Genomic DNA, 14360 nt, shown 5'->3' with positions numbered 1-14360 from the left:
CCCGTTTCTTTCTTGTTATGTGGTGCCTATCTCCACAGGCTGGGGCAAACATTTCAGAGACTACCATACTTTTGTCGCATGTCGCCCTACCCGACATCCGGCCCCGTTTCTTCGCTCCGCTCCGGTTCAACAGCTTCTTCGGCCACCGGTTCCGCGACCTGTGCCTCCTCACTGAACTCACGTATGAAGATTCCCCAGAACGCCATGAACAGTGCCGCCACCAGTGGCCCCATCACAAAGCCGTTAATGCCAAACATCACGATGCCACCGAGGGTCGATAGCAACACGATGTAGTCAGGCAGTTTGGTGTCTCGCCCAACGAGGACCGGGCGAAGCAGGTTGTCAGCCAGGCCGATAACCACCACGCCAAATGCCGTCAGTACCGCCGCCTCGATCACATCCCCGACCGCCGCCAGATAGATGGCCGCCGGCACCCAGACCAGCGCGGCGCCCACCGCTGGCAGAAGCGATACAATCGCCATTACCACACCCCAGAGCAACGCCCCGCCGATACCCAGAATCCAGAAAATCAGCCCCCCCAGGGCTCCCTGGATGATGGCAATCAGCAAGTTACCCTTGACGGTAGCGCGGGTGACTTCCGCGAATTTGGCAAACAACAACCGCTCCCGCTCATCCCCGAGTGGCAGCGCTCTAATGATCAGTTCCACCAGCGCACTGCCGTCCCGCAGCAGGAAGAACGCCAGATAAACCATCAACGCCAGCCCCAGGAAAAACTGGAAGGTATTCTGGCCGAGCCCCAAGGCCTGCTTGCCGAGGAACTGGCTGCCTCCCACGAAAATACTCACTGCCCTATCTCTCAATTCGGCAAAACTGATATCAAACTGCGCGAGGAATGCCTGAATAGCCGGGAAAGACTGATTGACGCGGTCTATGTACTCCCCGGGTCGTATGTCTCCACTCTGGATCTGCTGGTAAAGCGCCACGCCCTCGGCAACCAGCGATGTCACCAGAACCAGAACGGGAATCACTACGATAAACATGCAGATGAAGAGCGTAATCAACGCATTCAGATTGGGCCGGTTTCCCAGCTTACGGACCAGCAACTGCTGCACCGGATGGAAAATCAGGGCAATCGCAACGGCCCAGAATATAGGGCCGAAAAAGGGTTTCATGAGAAACACGAAAGCCAGAGAGACCCCCACCAACAAGGCAAGAAAAGTCCGTGTTTCAAGTTTTGCGTACATAGTACTGGCGGTTCCCCGGAAATCGTCCTGAATGATGGCAAGCACTTCTAGCCTACCATGCTGGCGTGGCCACTGTAGTCATCTTCGGGTTATAGTGGACGGTTATTGATCAACCAGTTAACAGGTCATGTTGTTGGAACCGGAAACCTTCACCACAGAAACCGCCCTGGAAGCTGCCACGCAGTTGCGCAAGGTACTGGCCGCACGGACTCACCGACGCAAGGTGATGGGCCAGGACGTGATGGTGCCCGGGCAGTTGGGCGAGGCTCTGCAACTGCCCCGCATTATCAATCGCCTGCAGAGCAAGCAACTGAAACAGCGGGAACTGGGTCTTGAGGGCTTCCAGGAACTCTGGCCTACATTGTCACCGCAGACACGGGAGAGAGTGCTGGACGCCATCGGCTGGTACAACCCCAAGGAGCTCGACTGGGAAGACAAGCGCTCCAACCGCAAACCACTGGTCGATCCGGACAAATGAGCCGTACAAATCCGGCAACAGGACCTTGAACTGCCATACCTGGCCAGATGCCGGGCATCGCCTCCTGATTCAAACCGGCAACGCTCTGTTACGCAACTCAAACACACAAAATTTCCATCTGATTTATCCTGACACTCGACGATTGTATTAGGGAGGTCTGATCGCCAGATGGCTCCCGGCAATCACGCAACCAATCAGTCAGGACAGTCGATGGCATGCGTATTCTGAGAACCGATGAAGCCCGCTTCGCAGGTCTTCCGGACTACCCTTTTGCTCCACACTATGTCGACGTAGAGCCCGGTCTCCGGATGCACTATGTTGACGATGGGCCACGCAATGCCTCTCCGGTACTGATGCTGCATGGCGAGCCATCCTGGTCTTACCTCTACCGGCACATGATTCCGCTGGTGGCAGGCGCCGGCCACCGGGTGCTGGCGCCAGACCTGATTGGCTTCGGAAAATCCGACAAGCCGGACTCGGTTGAGGATTACAGCTATAGCCGTCACCTGACCTGGCTGGCCAACTGGCTGGAGAGCCTGAGCCTTACGAATATAACCCTGGTGTGCCAGAACTGGGGGTCACTGCTGGGTTTGCGACTGGCTGCCGAACATCCGCAGCGATTCAGCCGCATCATTGTCGGTAATGGCATGTTGCCGACGGGAGAAACCCGGATGCCTGCTGTGTTCTCGGTCTGGAAGACGTTTGCCACCCACAGCCCCTGGTTCCCGGTCGGGCGGATTGTTCAACTGGGCACTGAACGCACCCTGAGCAAAGCGGAACTTGCCGCCTATGAGGCGCCATTCCCGTCCGCGGATTTCAAAGCTGGAGCACGAGCTTTCCCCAAGCTGGTACCAACCGAACCGGGGGCTCCGGACAGCGAAGCCAACAAAGCCGCCTGGCAGGTTCTGGAAAAATGGAAGAAACCGTTCATCACCTGCTTCAGTAGCGGCGACCCGATCACCCGCGGCGGCGACCGGTACATGCAGCGCCGGATTCCCGGGGCCCACGGCCAGCCCCACATCACCCTGCGTGGCGGGCACTTCCTCCAGGAAGACTCGCCGGAAGATTTCGCGCGCATCATCATCGACGCCCTGAGATCGGAAATGGCGGCCTGAGCCACCCTTTCTCCCAACCGAAGACCGTCACGGTCTGCCGGCTCGGGACAACGGGCCGGCAAAGCAACGGGACACTCACCGGCAACTACCTACAGGCCCGGCAGGGTTTGGCGTATTAAAGCAGCAAGAAAACCGCTATAATACCCGCACATCATGCATTGCCCGGCAATGCTCTACCTCCCGAATTCCGAGTGAATCAATGTCTGAATTGTCTTTTGCCGAACTGGGGCTTGATCCAGCCGTACTTGAAGCTGTATCCGCCGTTGGCTATGAAACCCCGTCACCGATCCAGGCCCAGGCCATCCCTGCGCTGCTTGCCGGCAAGCATCTGCTGGGTGTCGCCCAGACAGGTACCGGTAAAACCGCGGCCTTTGCACTGCCTCTGCTGAGCCGGATTGACGCCTCTGTAACCGACCCCCAGATTCTGGTGCTGGCGCCGACGCGCGAACTGGCCATCCAGGTGGCCGAAGCGTTTACTACCTACGCCAGCAAGTTCCGTAATTTCCATGTTCTGCCGATTTATGGCGGACAGGATTTCTATCCCCAGATCAAAGGCCTTCGCCGTGGCGCCCAGGTTATCGTGGGTACGCCGGGCCGCATGCTGGACCACCTGCGTAAGGGCACCCTGAAGCTGGATAGTCTGAAAGCACTGGTTCTGGATGAAGCAGACGAAATGCTGCGCATGGGCTTTATTGATGACGTAGAGGCAATTCTGGCGAAAACGCCGGAAAACTGTCAGCGCGCCCTGTTCTCGGCGACCATGCCGCCGCAGATCAAGAAAGTTGCCAAGACCTATCTGAGCGACGCCGTCGAGGTCCGCATCGAGAGCGAAACCCGCACGGTTGAGCGTATCTCCCAGTTTGTTCTGCCGGTATACGCCGAGCGCAAGCTGGATGCCCTGACCCGGATTCTTGAAGTGGAGCCGTTCGACGCCTCCATCATCTTCGTGCGCACCAAGGCGGAAACCACCTTGCTGGCCGAAAAACTCTCTGCCCGCGGCCACGCGGTTGCACCGCTGAATGGCGATCTGAACCAGCGCCAGCGGGAGCAGACCGTTGAAGACCTGAAACGCGGCAAGAAGGACATCATCGTCGCCACGGACGTGGCCGCCCGCGGTCTGGATGTGCCCAGGATCACCCACGTGATCAACTACGATGTACCCTACGATACCGAAGCCTACATCCACCGCACCGGCCGTACCGGCCGCGCCGGACGGGAAGGCAAGGCAATCCTGCTGGTCACACCCCGGGAACGCAGCTGGCTGCGCACCCTGGAGCGTGCCACCAACTCACCCATGCAAGCCTATCAACTGCCTTCGCCGGTTGAGCTGAAAAAAATGCGCGAGCAGCAGTTCGAAACGCAGCTGTTGGGTTTTTCCGAGGATGGCAAACTGGCGAAAGCGATGGCGCTGCTGGATGAGATTGCCGAGCGCAATGACATGGACACGGCGATGGTGGCCGGCGCCCTGGCCTGCTGGCTGGAAGCCTCCCAGCCGGGCTCGCTTCCGCTGGAGCAACCGGAGGCCTTGCCGGAGATTTCAGCCAACGCGCCGCCGCGTCGAGACCGCCAGGGTGGTCGCCCGGGTGGCAAGCCCGGATACAAGCCCGGCTTCAAGAAAGGCCCCAAGGGCCGTGGCGGTCCCGGCCCGAAGGGTAAGCCCCCTGGCAAAGGCGGCAAGCCCGCAGGCAAGCGCCCGCCCCGTCATGCCGACGCCAAGCGCTGATAGACTACGAAGCTATAGTCGTAAGGGTTGTTATCGGACGCGGAGAAATCCTCCCGTCCGATTTCCTCCCACTCATCCCAGTTTACTTCCGGAAAAAATGCATCCCCTTCCACCTCAGCGTGCACCTGGGTGATGTACATGCGATCAACCATCGGCAGCGCCTCGGCATAGATCTGCCCGCCACCGATAATCATCACTTCATCTCCGCCTTCCAGCTCAACCTGAGCCTCGGCTTTCACCAACGCCTCTTGCAGCGACTTTGCCGCCACGGTTCCCGCTGGCGCTTCCCAGGCATCGTTCCGTGAAATAACCACGTTCATCCGCCCCGGCAACGGCCGGCCAATGGAGTCCCAGGTTTTCCGTCCCATGATGATAGGCTTGCCCATGGTGGCCTGCTTGAAGTACCGCAGATCGCCCGGCAGGTACCAAGGCAGATTGTTGTTCCGGCCTATGACCCGGTTTCGGGACATGGCTACTATCAGGGCTTTTCTCACCTTTGCTCTCCCTTTGACTAACGTGTAACTCTGAATCTCATAGTTCGCGGGCTGCAGCAGGGCGGGCACATCCCTCCAAAAAACGCCTCAAGGCATCCATGCGCGGCTTGGGCTCCGCCATCCATGGCTCCGCACATTTTTGGAGGGATGTGCCCGCCCTGCTGCGATTCAAGCCATGATGCAGCTGCCCCAAAGGCCTTTTCAACAGCACTTCAAGTGCCTTTGTAACAACCGGAATTCCAACTCGTTCGCGGATTCGGGAGATTCTATCTCCTTCAGCTTGAATGCAGGGGAGCGGGATGGGGCTTTCCGAAAATGTGCGGAGCCAAGCGTACACGGACGTATTCACAGCGTTTTTCGGAAAGCCCCATCCCGCTCCCCTGCCGCCCCCAAACCTATCGGACCAGGCCGTAGACAAAGGGTCAAATAGCAATAGGAGCCTTAATCCCGGGATACGGGTCATAGCCCTCAAACTCAAAATCCTCCAGCTCGTACTCGAATATACTCGCCGGCCTGCGCTTGATAACGAGGTTCGGCAACGCCCGGGGCTCTCTCGTCAGTTGCTCGAAGACAATGTCGTCAGTCAGGTGGTTCTGATACAAGTGGCAGTCGCCGAATGTGTGGACAAACTCACCCACTTCCAGATCACACTGCTGGGCGATCATGTGGGTCAACAACGCATAGGAGGCGATATTGAACGGTACACCCAGGAACAGGTCCGCGCTACGCTGGTAGAGCTGGCAGGAGAGCCTGCCGTCGGCCACGTAGAACTGGAACAGGCAGTGGCAGGGAGCCAGCGCCATGCGGCCCTGGCGGACGTTGTCCTGGGGGCCGATGGATTCGTCCGGCAGTTGCGCCGGGTTCCAGGCGGAGACGATCAGGCGGCGGGAATTGGGCTTGGTGCGGATCTGCCCGATGACCTCGCTGATCTGGTCCACCACCTCCCCGTTCGGGCACTGCCAGCTGCGCCACTGTTTGCCGTAGATGGGGCCGAGGTCTCCATTCGCCAGTGCCCATTCATTCCAGATGGATACCTTGCGTTCTTTCAGCCAGGTGTTGTCGGTGGAGCCGCGGAGGAACCAGAGCAGTTCGTAGATGATGCTGCGCAGATGGACTTTCTTGGTGGTTACCAGAGGAAAGCCATCCTGCAGGTTGAACCGGATCTGGCGGCCGAATACCGAGCGGGTACCAACGCCGGTACGGTCACCCTTGTCGAATCCGTTATCGACAACGTCTTGCATCAGGTCGAGGTAGGCTTTCATTCGGCTTGTTTCCGGTAGGCAATAAACATCAGGGCTGCACCCACAACAATCATCGGGAAGGAAAGTACCTGCCCCATGGTGAGCCAGTCAAAGGCCAGGTAGCCCAGCTGCGGGTCCGGCTGGCGCACGAATTCCACCATAAAGCGGAACACGCCGTAGCCGATCAGGAACAGGCCGGAGACGGCCATTCTGGGCCTTTGCCTGGAGGAGAACCACCACAGGATGACGAACAGGGCGACGCCTTCCAGGGCAAACTGGTAGAGCTGGGAGGGATGACGGGCCAGGGAATCCGGCGCGGTACGGAACACCATGCCCCAGGCAACGTCCGTGGGTTTGCCCCACAACTCCCCGTTAATGAAGTTACCAATCCGGCCGGCGCCAAGCCCTACCGGCACCAGCGGTGCAACGAAATCGGCCATGCGCCAGAAACCACACTCCACTTTGCGCCCGTACCACCACATGGCGAATATCACGCCCAGCAAGCCACCGTGGAAGGACATACCGCCTTCCCAGACCCGCAGAAGCCAGAGCGGATCTGCCAGAAAGGCATCAAAATTGTAGAACAGCACATAACCCACACGGCCCCCGAGAATGACCCCCAGCGCCAGGTAGAACAGCAGATCGCCCATCTGTTCTTCGTTGATGGGAGACCAGGGTTTGCGTGTGCGGATCTTGCCAAGCCACCAGCCGGCGACAAAGCCCACCAGATAGGTCAGGCCGTACCAGTGGATCTTGAGGGGGCCAATGGCAATGGCCACCGGATCAATCTGGGGATGTTGCAGCATCGATTAACCTCTCAGCTCAGGAGAAAACGGAGACCCACCAGCAAAAGCATGATGGAAAAAATACGCTTGAGAACCCGGGGGTTCAGCCGATGGGCCAGGTTGGCACCTATCCGGGCAAAGAAAACGCTGGTGAGGATAATACCGGTCAGCGCAGGCAGATAGATGAAACCGACACTCAGTTCCGGCAGAGCTGGATTCTGCCAGCCGGTCCAGATGTTGCCAAGTGCACCGGCGATGGCAATCGGCAGGCCGCAAGCGGCCGATGTACCCACAGCCTGTTGCATGCGTACATTGCTCCAGCTCAGGTAGGGTACGGTGAGCGTGCCCCCGCCAATCCCGAAGATGGCCGAGGCCCAGCCGATGCCTCCGCCGGCAACCCCCAACCCCGCGATACCCGGAACATCCCGGCCAGGTTTGGGGTCCACCTGAAAAAACATCTTGAGGCCAACGAGGATGACAAAAACGCCAATAACCAGTTCAAGGGCCGGGCCACTCATCAACGACGCTGTCCAGGCACCGATCAGGGCTCCGGCAATAATCCCCATGGTCATGGGCCGGAACAGATCCCAGCGCACAGCGCCATGCCGGTGGTGGGAACGGATGGAACTGGCCGACGTGAACACGATGGTTGCCAGCGACGTACCCACCGCCAAGTGAGGAACAATCTCCGGGCTGATCCCCCGGAGACCGAAACTGAAAATAAGCACCGGCACGATAATCAGCCCACCGCCGATACCAAACAGGCCAGCAACGGTGCCTGCGAGGGCGCCGAGGGCCAGATACGATGCTATTTCGAAGATCAGCGTCATAGTTTGTCACGCACCCGGGAAAACCAAGGCTGGTATGATACACAGCGCAAGAGTCAACTTCATTAACTCCGGGAGCCCGTTCTCCACCATGTGCCTGATTGCCTTTGCCCTTGGCCAGAACCCTCATTTTCCGCTGGTTGTCGCGGCCAACCGGGATGAATTCTTTCGTCGCCCCACGGCCGCCATGGACTGGTGGACAACCGACACAGGCACCCGGGTGCTCGCCGGCCGGGATCTTCAGTCCGGCGGAACCTGGCTTGCGGTCTCTGCCGAAGGGGACGTCAGCGCTGTCACCAACGTACGCGAAGGTACACCGGAAACCGGCCGTATCAGCCGGGGCGAACTTCCCCTGCGGGCGCTCAACGATTCCAGGCGGCACCTTGAAGGCTACCTGCATCGTAATGCCGATCATTTTTCCGGCTTCAACCTCGTTCACCTGACGCCCCGGGACGGCTGGTATTTCAGCAACCGGGACGCTCATCCCGGCCGGCACATCCACCGGGGCGTTTACGGCCTGAGCAACCATCTTCTGCAGACTCCCTGGCCCAAGCTGGTCCGGCTGCGCCAGGCCGTTGGCGATGCCGCCGCCGCCGCCGGTAACGATGCCGGCAAACTGCACGGCGTGTTGGTTGCGCTGCTTCAGGACACCACGCCGGCCCCGGACCGGCTATTACCCGACACCGGGGTGGGGATTGATACCGAACGCTTCCTCTCGTCCCCCTTTATCGCCGGCTCAGACTACGGCACCCGGGCGACTACTGTGGTCAGTGTCTCCGGCACCGGTGACATCCATGTGACCGAACAGAGCTGGGGGCCTGATGCCGAAACCGGTGAACGCCGTCACTTCCACTGGCAGCGATAGCAAGCAAGCTCTGGTATACTCCGCAAAATTCTGACACCTGATCGGAGGGCCCCTGATGGCCGGTGAACAAGGCGCCACATCCATAGCCGATTTCGAAAAATCCCTTGATGAACTGGAAAAGCTGGTTCGCGATCTGGAGCAGGGAGAGCTGTCCCTTGAGCAATCCCTGACGGCGTTCGAGCGCGGCGTCAGACTGACCCGTGAATGCCAGCAGGCCCTTAAGAGCGCGGAGCAGCGCGTCGAGCAGCTGGTTCAGAACAGCGACGGCAGCCTTGAAACCCACCCCTTCTCTCCGGATGATGCTGACTGATGTCCGGACCGAACCAACTCGCAGCGGACTTTCTCGAAACCTGCAGGGCCCGCGTTGACGCGGCACTCGACCGCTGCCTGGAACAGAAGTCCGCATCCGGTCGGCTGCACGAAGCCATGCGTTACAGCGTACTGGGCGGCGGCAAACGAATCCGGCCCGCCCTGTGCCTGGCCGCGGCAAAGGCTCTGGGCCAGCCCGGTGACCAGGCCCTGATTCCCGCCTGTGCCGTGGAACTGATCCACGCCTATTCACTGATCCATGATGACCTCCCCGCCATGGATAACGACGAGCTCCGGCGCGGGCGCCCCACCACCCACATCGCCTTTGATGAAGCGACTGCCATTCTGGCCGGGGATGCCCTCCAGGCGCTGGCGTTTGGCTGGCTGGCAGAGGCCCCCGGGCTCTCCGAGTCCGCGCGCCTGGCCATGGTGCGGGAACTGGCGGGCGCCAGCGGCCACAGGGGTATGGTCGGCGGCCAGGCGATCGATCTTGAATCCGTTGGTAAAACCCTGACTCTGGCCCAACTGGAGACCATGCACCGGCACAAAACCGGGGCACTGATCGAAGCCAGCGTCCGGATTGGCGCCATCACTGCGCCTTCGGTCAGCGAGCAGGCACTGGCGTCGCTGACCCGCTATGCCAAGGCCCTTGGTCTGGCTTTCCAGGTCCAGGACGACCTGCTGGACATCGAAGGGGACACCCGGGTTATTGGCAAACCCCAGGGCTCTGACGCCGCCCGGGCCAAACCCACCTACCCCGCCCTGCTCGGAGTGGCCGGTGCCCGGGAGCATCTGGCGGCCTTGCTTGAGGACGCCCACCAAAGCCTTCGGGCGTTCGGCCCCGAAGCGGACCCGCTGCGGGCAATGGCCGATTACGTGGTGGCAAGAACCCATTGAACCCCGGCGCCCCGAAGGCGCACACTGACCGTAAATATTTTCGTAACAACTGGCCCGGTTTGTGTGAAACAGCGTCCCCTGTTCCCTTATAATGCCCGTCAGTTACTGAACGTACCGGAAAAGACCCGAGCAGATGCAGGACACTTATATTTTCAAGGAAATCCCGTCACAGCGGCCCAACACTCCGCTGCTGGACCGGACTGATGCACCGGCCCAGTTGCGCGAGCTGGCCCCGGAACAGCTGCCCCAGCTGGCCCGGGAACTCAGGGCGTTTCTGTTGTGGTCAGTGGGCCAGACCGGCGGCCATTTCGGGGCCGGTCTTGGTGTGCTCGAGCTTACCGTAGCCCTTCACTATGTTTTCAATACTCCGATCGACCGCCTGGTCTGGGATGTTGGCCACCAGGCCTACCCCCATAAAATTCTGACCGGCCGGCGTGACGCCATGGCCAGCATCCGGCGCAAAGACGGACTTGCCGGCTTTCCGAAAAGGGCCGAAAGCGAATACGACACCTTCGGCGTGGGCCACTCCAGCACGTCCATCAGTGCCGCGCTTGGCATGGCCATTGCCGCTCGCCTGCAACGCACCGGCCGTAAAAGTATCGCAGTCATTGGCGACGGCGCCATGACCGCTGGCATGGCCTTCGAGGCCCTGAACCATGCCGGCCACCTGCACGCCGACATGCTGGTGATACTGAACGACAATGACATGTCGATTTCCCGCAACGTCGGGGGGCTGTCCAACTACTTTGCCAAGCTGCTGTCCAGCCCCACCTACAACCAGGTTCGCGACAGCAGCAAGAAAGTCCTTCAGGGCGCCCCGCACCTGATGGCCCTCGCGAAAAAGACGGAAGAGCATTTCAAGGGCATGATTGCCCCGGGCACCCTGTTTGAGGAGCTGGGATTCAACTACATCGGCCCCATTGATGGCCATGACCTGCCCCTGCTGGTCGAGACCCTCGAGAACATCCGCGAGCTGGAAGGCCCGCAGTTTCTGCATGTGGTGACGACCAAAGGCAAAGGTTTTGCTCCGGCAGAGGCGGACCCGATAGGTTATCACGCCATCAACAAGATCGAGCCGGTGCCGCCGAGCAAGCCCGAGCCGGTGAAACCAAAGCCCGCGAAGCCCAAGTACGCCAATGTCTTTGGCCAGTGGCTGTGTGACTCCGCTGAGCAGGATGAGCGAGTGGTTGGCATAACGCCTGCCATGTGCGAAGGCTCCGACCTGCTGGCCTTTTCACAGCGGTTCCCGGATCGCTATTTCGATGTTGCGATTGCCGAACAGCACGCCGTCACCCTCGCAGCCGGCCTGGCCTGTGATGGCGCAAAGCCGGTGGTTGCCATCTACTCCACCTTCCTGCAGCGTGCCTACGACCAGTTGATCCATGATGTCGCCATCCAGAATCTGGATGTGCTGCTTGCCATCGATCGCGCCGGCCTGGTGGGCGAGGACGGCCCCACACACGCCGGGGCCTTCGATATCAGCTACCTGCGCTGCATACCGAATATGGTGGTCATGACACCGTCCGATGAGAACGAAACCCGTCAGATGCTGCAGACCGGCATGTTATACGAGGGCCCTGCTTCGGTTCGATACCCGAGGGGAACCGGGCCTGGGGCAGAGATCCAGCAGGAGCTTACGCCACTGGAGATCGGTAAGGGCCGGAGAGTGCGCGCAGGCAAGGGGCTCGCCATCCTCAACTTCGGTACCCTGCTGGCACCGGCACTGGAAGCGGCCGAAGTACTGGGAGCGACGGTGGCGGATATGCGATTCGTGAAACCCCTTGATGAAGAACTGGTGCTTGAGCTTGCAGAGCAGCACCAGCTGCTGGTGACTCTGGAAGAGAACGCCGTTGCCGGTGGTGCCGGCAGCGCGGTCACCGAATTCCTGAACAGCCGTCAGGTATCCATGCCCGTGCTCCAGCTTGGGCTGCCGGACACGTTCATGGACCACGGCAAGCATGGGGAGCTGCTGACGGATTGTGGCCTGGATGCGGGAGGCATCGAAGCATCAATTGCCGCGCGAATGGAAACCCTTCGGCACCAGAATCTGAAAGTCGTCAAATAAACAAACCCTGGCTCCTGAAACGCAAAAAGCCCGCCGACTGTCGCGGGCTTTTTGGTTCCGGTTCACGCCTCGGGGTCGTCGTCCTGGTGTGTTTCCAACCAGTGCCCAAGCTTGCTCTGCTTGGTGTTGAGGTAATGCTCGTTGTGAGGGTTACGGCCAACGTGCAGAGGCACCCGTTCAGCAATAACGATACCGTAAGACGAAAGAGCCTTCACCTTGCGTGGATTGTTGGTCATCAGGCGCAGGCTTGTGATGCCCAGATGCTCCAGCATGTCCTTGCACATGCTGTAATCACGCAGATCGGCGGCGAACCCCAGGCGCTCATTGGCCTCCACCGTATCCGCGCCCTGATCCTGCAGGTGATAGGCACGGATCTTGTTCAAAAGCCCGATCCCCCGGCCCTCCTGGCGCAGATACATCAGGATTCCGCGACCTTCACGGGCAATATTGCGCAGAGCCTCCTCAAGCTGGTAGCCACAGTCGCAACGCATGCTGTAGAGGGCATCACCGGTAAGACACTCGGAGTGAGTGCGGGCAAGCATGGGTTCGTCACTGTCCAGTTCGCCCAGGGTCAGGGCAACATGCTCCTTTCCGGTGTCCGGTTCTTCGAAGCCATGCATATCAAACACCCCGAACGGGGTCGGCAACCGGCAGGTCTGGATGTAACGAACAGCCACAGTGGTTCCTCGTGGTTCAGTCATTGGGGCCGCGCATTCTATCACGGGCCCGCCTGCTTGGCGTAGTCCCTGCACTGCAGCGCCTCTGGCATGTGCTCAGCAGCGAACACTTACGAGTTCGACGACTGGCCAGACCAGGACTTGTCGGCCACCCAGTGACCACTCCGGCCACCTTTCTTCTCCAGCAGGCGGACAGAAGCGATTTCCATGCCCCGGTCGACAGCCTTGCACATGTCGTAAAGAGTCAATGCTGCAACGCTTGCGGCGGTCAGCGCTTCCATCTCGACACCGGTCTGGCCGGACAGCTTGCAGCGGGTAAGAATGTGTACCGAAGCACCATCTTCACCAGGCGTCAGCTCTACCTTGACCGAGGTAAGATTGAGGGCGTGACACAGGGGAATCAGATCGTGAGTTTTCTTTGCAGCCATGATCCCGGCAATACGGGCCACGGCCAGGACATCCCCCTTGGGGTGCTCCCCATCCACAATCATGTTCAGGGTCTCCGGCGCCATTCGAATGGTTGCTTCGGCGCGAGCCTCCCGTTCGGTGGCGGCCTTGTCGGTCACATCCACCATTCGGGCTTCGCCCTTGTCGTCAAGATGCGTCAGTTTACTCACAGAATCTCCCGGAACCGGTTGTGCCAGATAATAAAAAATACGGGGGCTGACAGCATAACAGAGATCACAATGGCCGCCGCTGATAATGGTCAGTTTTCCGGCCACCAGAAGCGGATACCGGCGATCCCCTGACCACCCCGTTGCCGGGCCTCGGACAGGTCCGCAAGGCCGAGCCCTCCCAGCCCATAAACGGGAAGCGGCGCCCCGGAGACCAGGGCTCCGAACGCTTCCCAGCCCATGGCCAGCTGTCCTGGATGGCTTCGGGTTGGCTTGACAGGCCCGAGCGTGACGTAGTCCGCGCCAATGGCGACAGCATGGTCAATCTCCATCGCATCATGGCAGGAAACACCCAGCCACGCATCCGCCGGAACCGGCCTCTCCACTTGTTTGATCGCTTCACGCCATGGCAGATGCAGACCACGGGCACCAGGCGTGCCATCAAAGAACCCGGGGGCGCCGTGCACGATCAGACCGGTGCTGGCCGCTTCACACACCGGCACCGCCGCTGCCGCAAGCTGACGATAATCCGGCCCGGTCATGGCCGGAGCACGGAGCACCACCAGCGACTGCGGGACATCAGCCAATCCTGACCGAAGACGCTCGATGGCCTGATCAGCACTGGCGGCTGTTCCGGTAATCGCCAACTGCCGGGGCAACCGCAATGCCCGGATAATAGGCCGGTTGGCAGCCGGGAAATCCTGATCCCGAAGCCGATCGGGGCCAAGCCATTCTACTGGCTGGCCCTCACGGCCCTCAGGTTCGCCTTCAGCGGCTCTGGTCGCCCACACATCGAGGAAAACTTGCTTATCACCATAGTCATGGCGAATACCAATGACCGGCTCCAGAGAGGCCTCAGGCACTCTGAGGCCGGTTTCCTCGGCAATCTCGCGCACCAGTGCCGCCTGAACACTTTCACCCGGCTCCACCTTGCCACCAGGGAACTCAAGCAAGCCCCCCTGATGCACATGGTCTGGCCGGCGGGCAATGAGCACCTGGCCATTGCGGACAATAACCGCCACGGCGACATGGATTTCTTTCACCAGGGGTTTCGCTGATGTCATG

At 60.1% G+C, this 14360-nt stretch carries 15 protein-coding genes; 7 read left to right on the top strand and 8 right to left on the bottom strand.

The features are described from left to right. Positions 1-86: 86 nt before the first annotated feature. Entirely contained in the window at positions 87-1205 is a 1119-nt protein-coding gene (locus AC13C0_RS15220) for an AI-2E family transporter (RefSeq protein WP_117620443.1), read from the bottom strand. 127 nt (positions 1206-1332) lie between these two features. Between AC13C0_RS15220 and AC13C0_RS15215 the strand changes: the two genes are divergently transcribed. The 3 genes from AC13C0_RS15215 (at position 1333) to AC13C0_RS15205 (ending at position 4521) form a co-directional block, all read left to right on the top strand. Continuing rightward, entirely contained in the window at positions 1333-1683 is a 351-nt protein-coding gene (locus AC13C0_RS15215; RefSeq protein WP_117619692.1) for a hypothetical protein, read from the top strand. Between the two features lie 215 nt (positions 1684-1898). Then, positions 1899-2798 (top strand): haloalkane dehalogenase, encoded by a 900-nt coding sequence (locus tag AC13C0_RS15210; RefSeq protein ID WP_117619691.1) that lies wholly within the window; start codon positions 1899-1901, stop codon positions 2796-2798. A 199-nt stretch (positions 2799-2997) separates the two neighbouring features. After that, positions 2998-4521: a DEAD/DEAH box helicase gene (locus AC13C0_RS15205; protein ID WP_117619690.1), complete on the top strand. Its 1524-nt coding sequence runs from the start codon at positions 2998-3000 to the stop codon at positions 4519-4521. Here the strand turns inward: AC13C0_RS15205 and AC13C0_RS15200 are convergent. The 4 genes from AC13C0_RS15200 to AC13C0_RS15185 form a co-directional block, all read right to left on the bottom strand. Further along, positions 4500-4991 carry a dihydrofolate reductase gene (locus AC13C0_RS15200; RefSeq protein ID WP_376788096.1) on the bottom strand — a complete coding sequence of 164 codons (492 nt, stop codon included), beginning with the start codon at positions 4989-4991 and terminating at the stop codon, positions 4500-4502. The two genes, AC13C0_RS15205 and AC13C0_RS15200, sit on opposite strands and share 22 nt — an antisense overlap. A gap of 446 nt (positions 4992-5437) precedes the next feature. Further along, the gene (locus AC13C0_RS15195; protein WP_341581403.1) at positions 5438-6277 is read right to left on the bottom strand and encodes a thymidylate synthase; all 840 of its coding nucleotides are present in this window, start codon (positions 6275-6277) and stop codon (positions 5438-5440) included. Continuing rightward, on the bottom strand, positions 6274-7062 hold the full coding sequence (gene lgt, locus AC13C0_RS15190) for a prolipoprotein diacylglyceryl transferase (protein ID WP_117619643.1): 789 nt from the start codon (positions 7060-7062) through the stop codon (positions 6274-6276). The genes AC13C0_RS15195 and lgt overlap by 4 nt, the downstream gene beginning before the upstream one ends. Before the next feature lie 11 nt (positions 7063-7073). Next, a complete protein-coding gene (locus AC13C0_RS15185; RefSeq protein ID WP_117619642.1) occupies positions 7074-7871 on the bottom strand; it encodes a sulfite exporter TauE/SafE family protein in 798 nt (265 codons plus the stop codon). Between the two features lie 88 nt (positions 7872-7959). Between AC13C0_RS15185 and AC13C0_RS15180 the strand changes: the two genes are divergently transcribed. From AC13C0_RS15180 to dxs, 4 genes are all read left to right on the top strand, one after another. Next, positions 7960-8733 (top strand): NRDE family protein, encoded by a 774-nt coding sequence (locus AC13C0_RS15180; RefSeq protein WP_341582826.1) that lies wholly within the window; start codon positions 7960-7962, stop codon positions 8731-8733. Positions 8734-8788: 55 nt separating this feature from the next. After that, a complete protein-coding gene (locus AC13C0_RS15175) occupies positions 8789-9043 on the top strand; it encodes an exodeoxyribonuclease VII small subunit (RefSeq protein WP_117619640.1) in 255 nt (84 codons plus the stop codon). Beyond that, on the top strand, positions 9043-9939 hold the full coding sequence (locus tag AC13C0_RS15170; protein ID WP_117619639.1) for a polyprenyl synthetase family protein: 897 nt from the start codon (positions 9043-9045) through the stop codon (positions 9937-9939). Before AC13C0_RS15175 ends, AC13C0_RS15170 begins: the two co-directional genes overlap by 1 nt. Positions 9940-10072: 133 nt before the next feature. Beyond that, positions 10073-12004, top strand: coding sequence for a 1-deoxy-D-xylulose-5-phosphate synthase (gene dxs, locus AC13C0_RS15165; protein WP_117619638.1), 1932 nt, complete (start codon positions 10073-10075; stop codon positions 12002-12004). Between the two features lie 62 nt (positions 12005-12066). Here dxs and ribA read toward each other — a convergent pair whose 3' ends face one another. From ribA to AC13C0_RS15150, 3 genes are all read right to left on the bottom strand, one after another. Then, on the bottom strand, positions 12067-12681 hold the full coding sequence (ribA, locus tag AC13C0_RS15160; protein ID WP_117619637.1) for a GTP cyclohydrolase II: 615 nt from the start codon (positions 12679-12681) through the stop codon (positions 12067-12069). 110 nt (positions 12682-12791) lie between these two features. After that, entirely contained in the window at positions 12792-13298 is a 507-nt protein-coding gene (gene moaC / locus AC13C0_RS15155; protein WP_117620442.1) for a cyclic pyranopterin monophosphate synthase MoaC, read from the bottom strand. A gap of 89 nt (positions 13299-13387) precedes the next feature. Beyond that, positions 13388-14359, bottom strand: a complete 972-nt coding sequence (locus AC13C0_RS15150) for a Nudix family hydrolase (RefSeq protein WP_117619636.1) — start codon at positions 14357-14359, stop codon at positions 13388-13390. Between the last annotated feature and the right edge of the window lies 1 nt (position 14360).

Source organism: Marinobacter sp. B-21 (assembly GCF_056857895.1).
This window is presented reverse-complemented; position numbering and strand designations above follow the sequence as displayed.

Excerpts from the sequence above, each read along its gene's own strand:
- AC13C0_RS15150 (WP_117619636.1), bottom strand. The coding sequence starts at position 14,359 with ATGACATCAGCGAAACCCCTGGTGAAAGAAATCCATGTCGCCGTGGCG.
- AC13C0_RS15220 (WP_117620443.1), bottom strand. The coding sequence starts at position 1,205 with ATGTACGCAAAACTTGAAACACGGACTTTTCTTGCCTTGTTGGTGGGG.
- AC13C0_RS15205 (WP_117619690.1), top strand. The coding sequence starts at position 2,998 with ATGTCTGAATTGTCTTTTGCCGAACTGGGGCTTGATCCAGCCGTACTT.
- AC13C0_RS15215 (WP_117619692.1), top strand. The coding sequence starts at position 1,333 with ATGTTGTTGGAACCGGAAACCTTCACCACAGAAACCGCCCTGGAAGCT.
- AC13C0_RS15180 (WP_341582826.1), top strand. The coding sequence starts at position 7,960 with ATGTGCCTGATTGCCTTTGCCCTTGGCCAGAACCCTCATTTTCCGCTG.
- AC13C0_RS15195 (WP_341581403.1), bottom strand. The coding sequence starts at position 6,277 with ATGAAAGCCTACCTCGACCTGATGCAAGACGTTGTCGATAACGGATTC.
- AC13C0_RS15210 (WP_117619691.1), top strand. The coding sequence starts at position 1,899 with ATGCGTATTCTGAGAACCGATGAAGCCCGCTTCGCAGGTCTTCCGGAC.
- dxs (WP_117619638.1), top strand. The coding sequence starts at position 10,073 with ATGCAGGACACTTATATTTTCAAGGAAATCCCGTCACAGCGGCCCAAC.
- AC13C0_RS15175 (WP_117619640.1), top strand. The coding sequence starts at position 8,789 with ATGGCCGGTGAACAAGGCGCCACATCCATAGCCGATTTCGAAAAATCC.
- AC13C0_RS15170 (WP_117619639.1), top strand. The coding sequence starts at position 9,043 with ATGTCCGGACCGAACCAACTCGCAGCGGACTTTCTCGAAACCTGCAGG.
- lgt (WP_117619643.1), bottom strand. The coding sequence starts at position 7,062 with ATGCTGCAACATCCCCAGATTGATCCGGTGGCCATTGCCATTGGCCCC.
- AC13C0_RS15185 (WP_117619642.1), bottom strand. The coding sequence starts at position 7,871 with ATGACGCTGATCTTCGAAATAGCATCGTATCTGGCCCTCGGCGCCCTC.
- AC13C0_RS15200 (WP_376788096.1), bottom strand. The coding sequence starts at position 4,991 with ATGTCCCGAAACCGGGTCATAGGCCGGAACAACAATCTGCCTTGGTAC.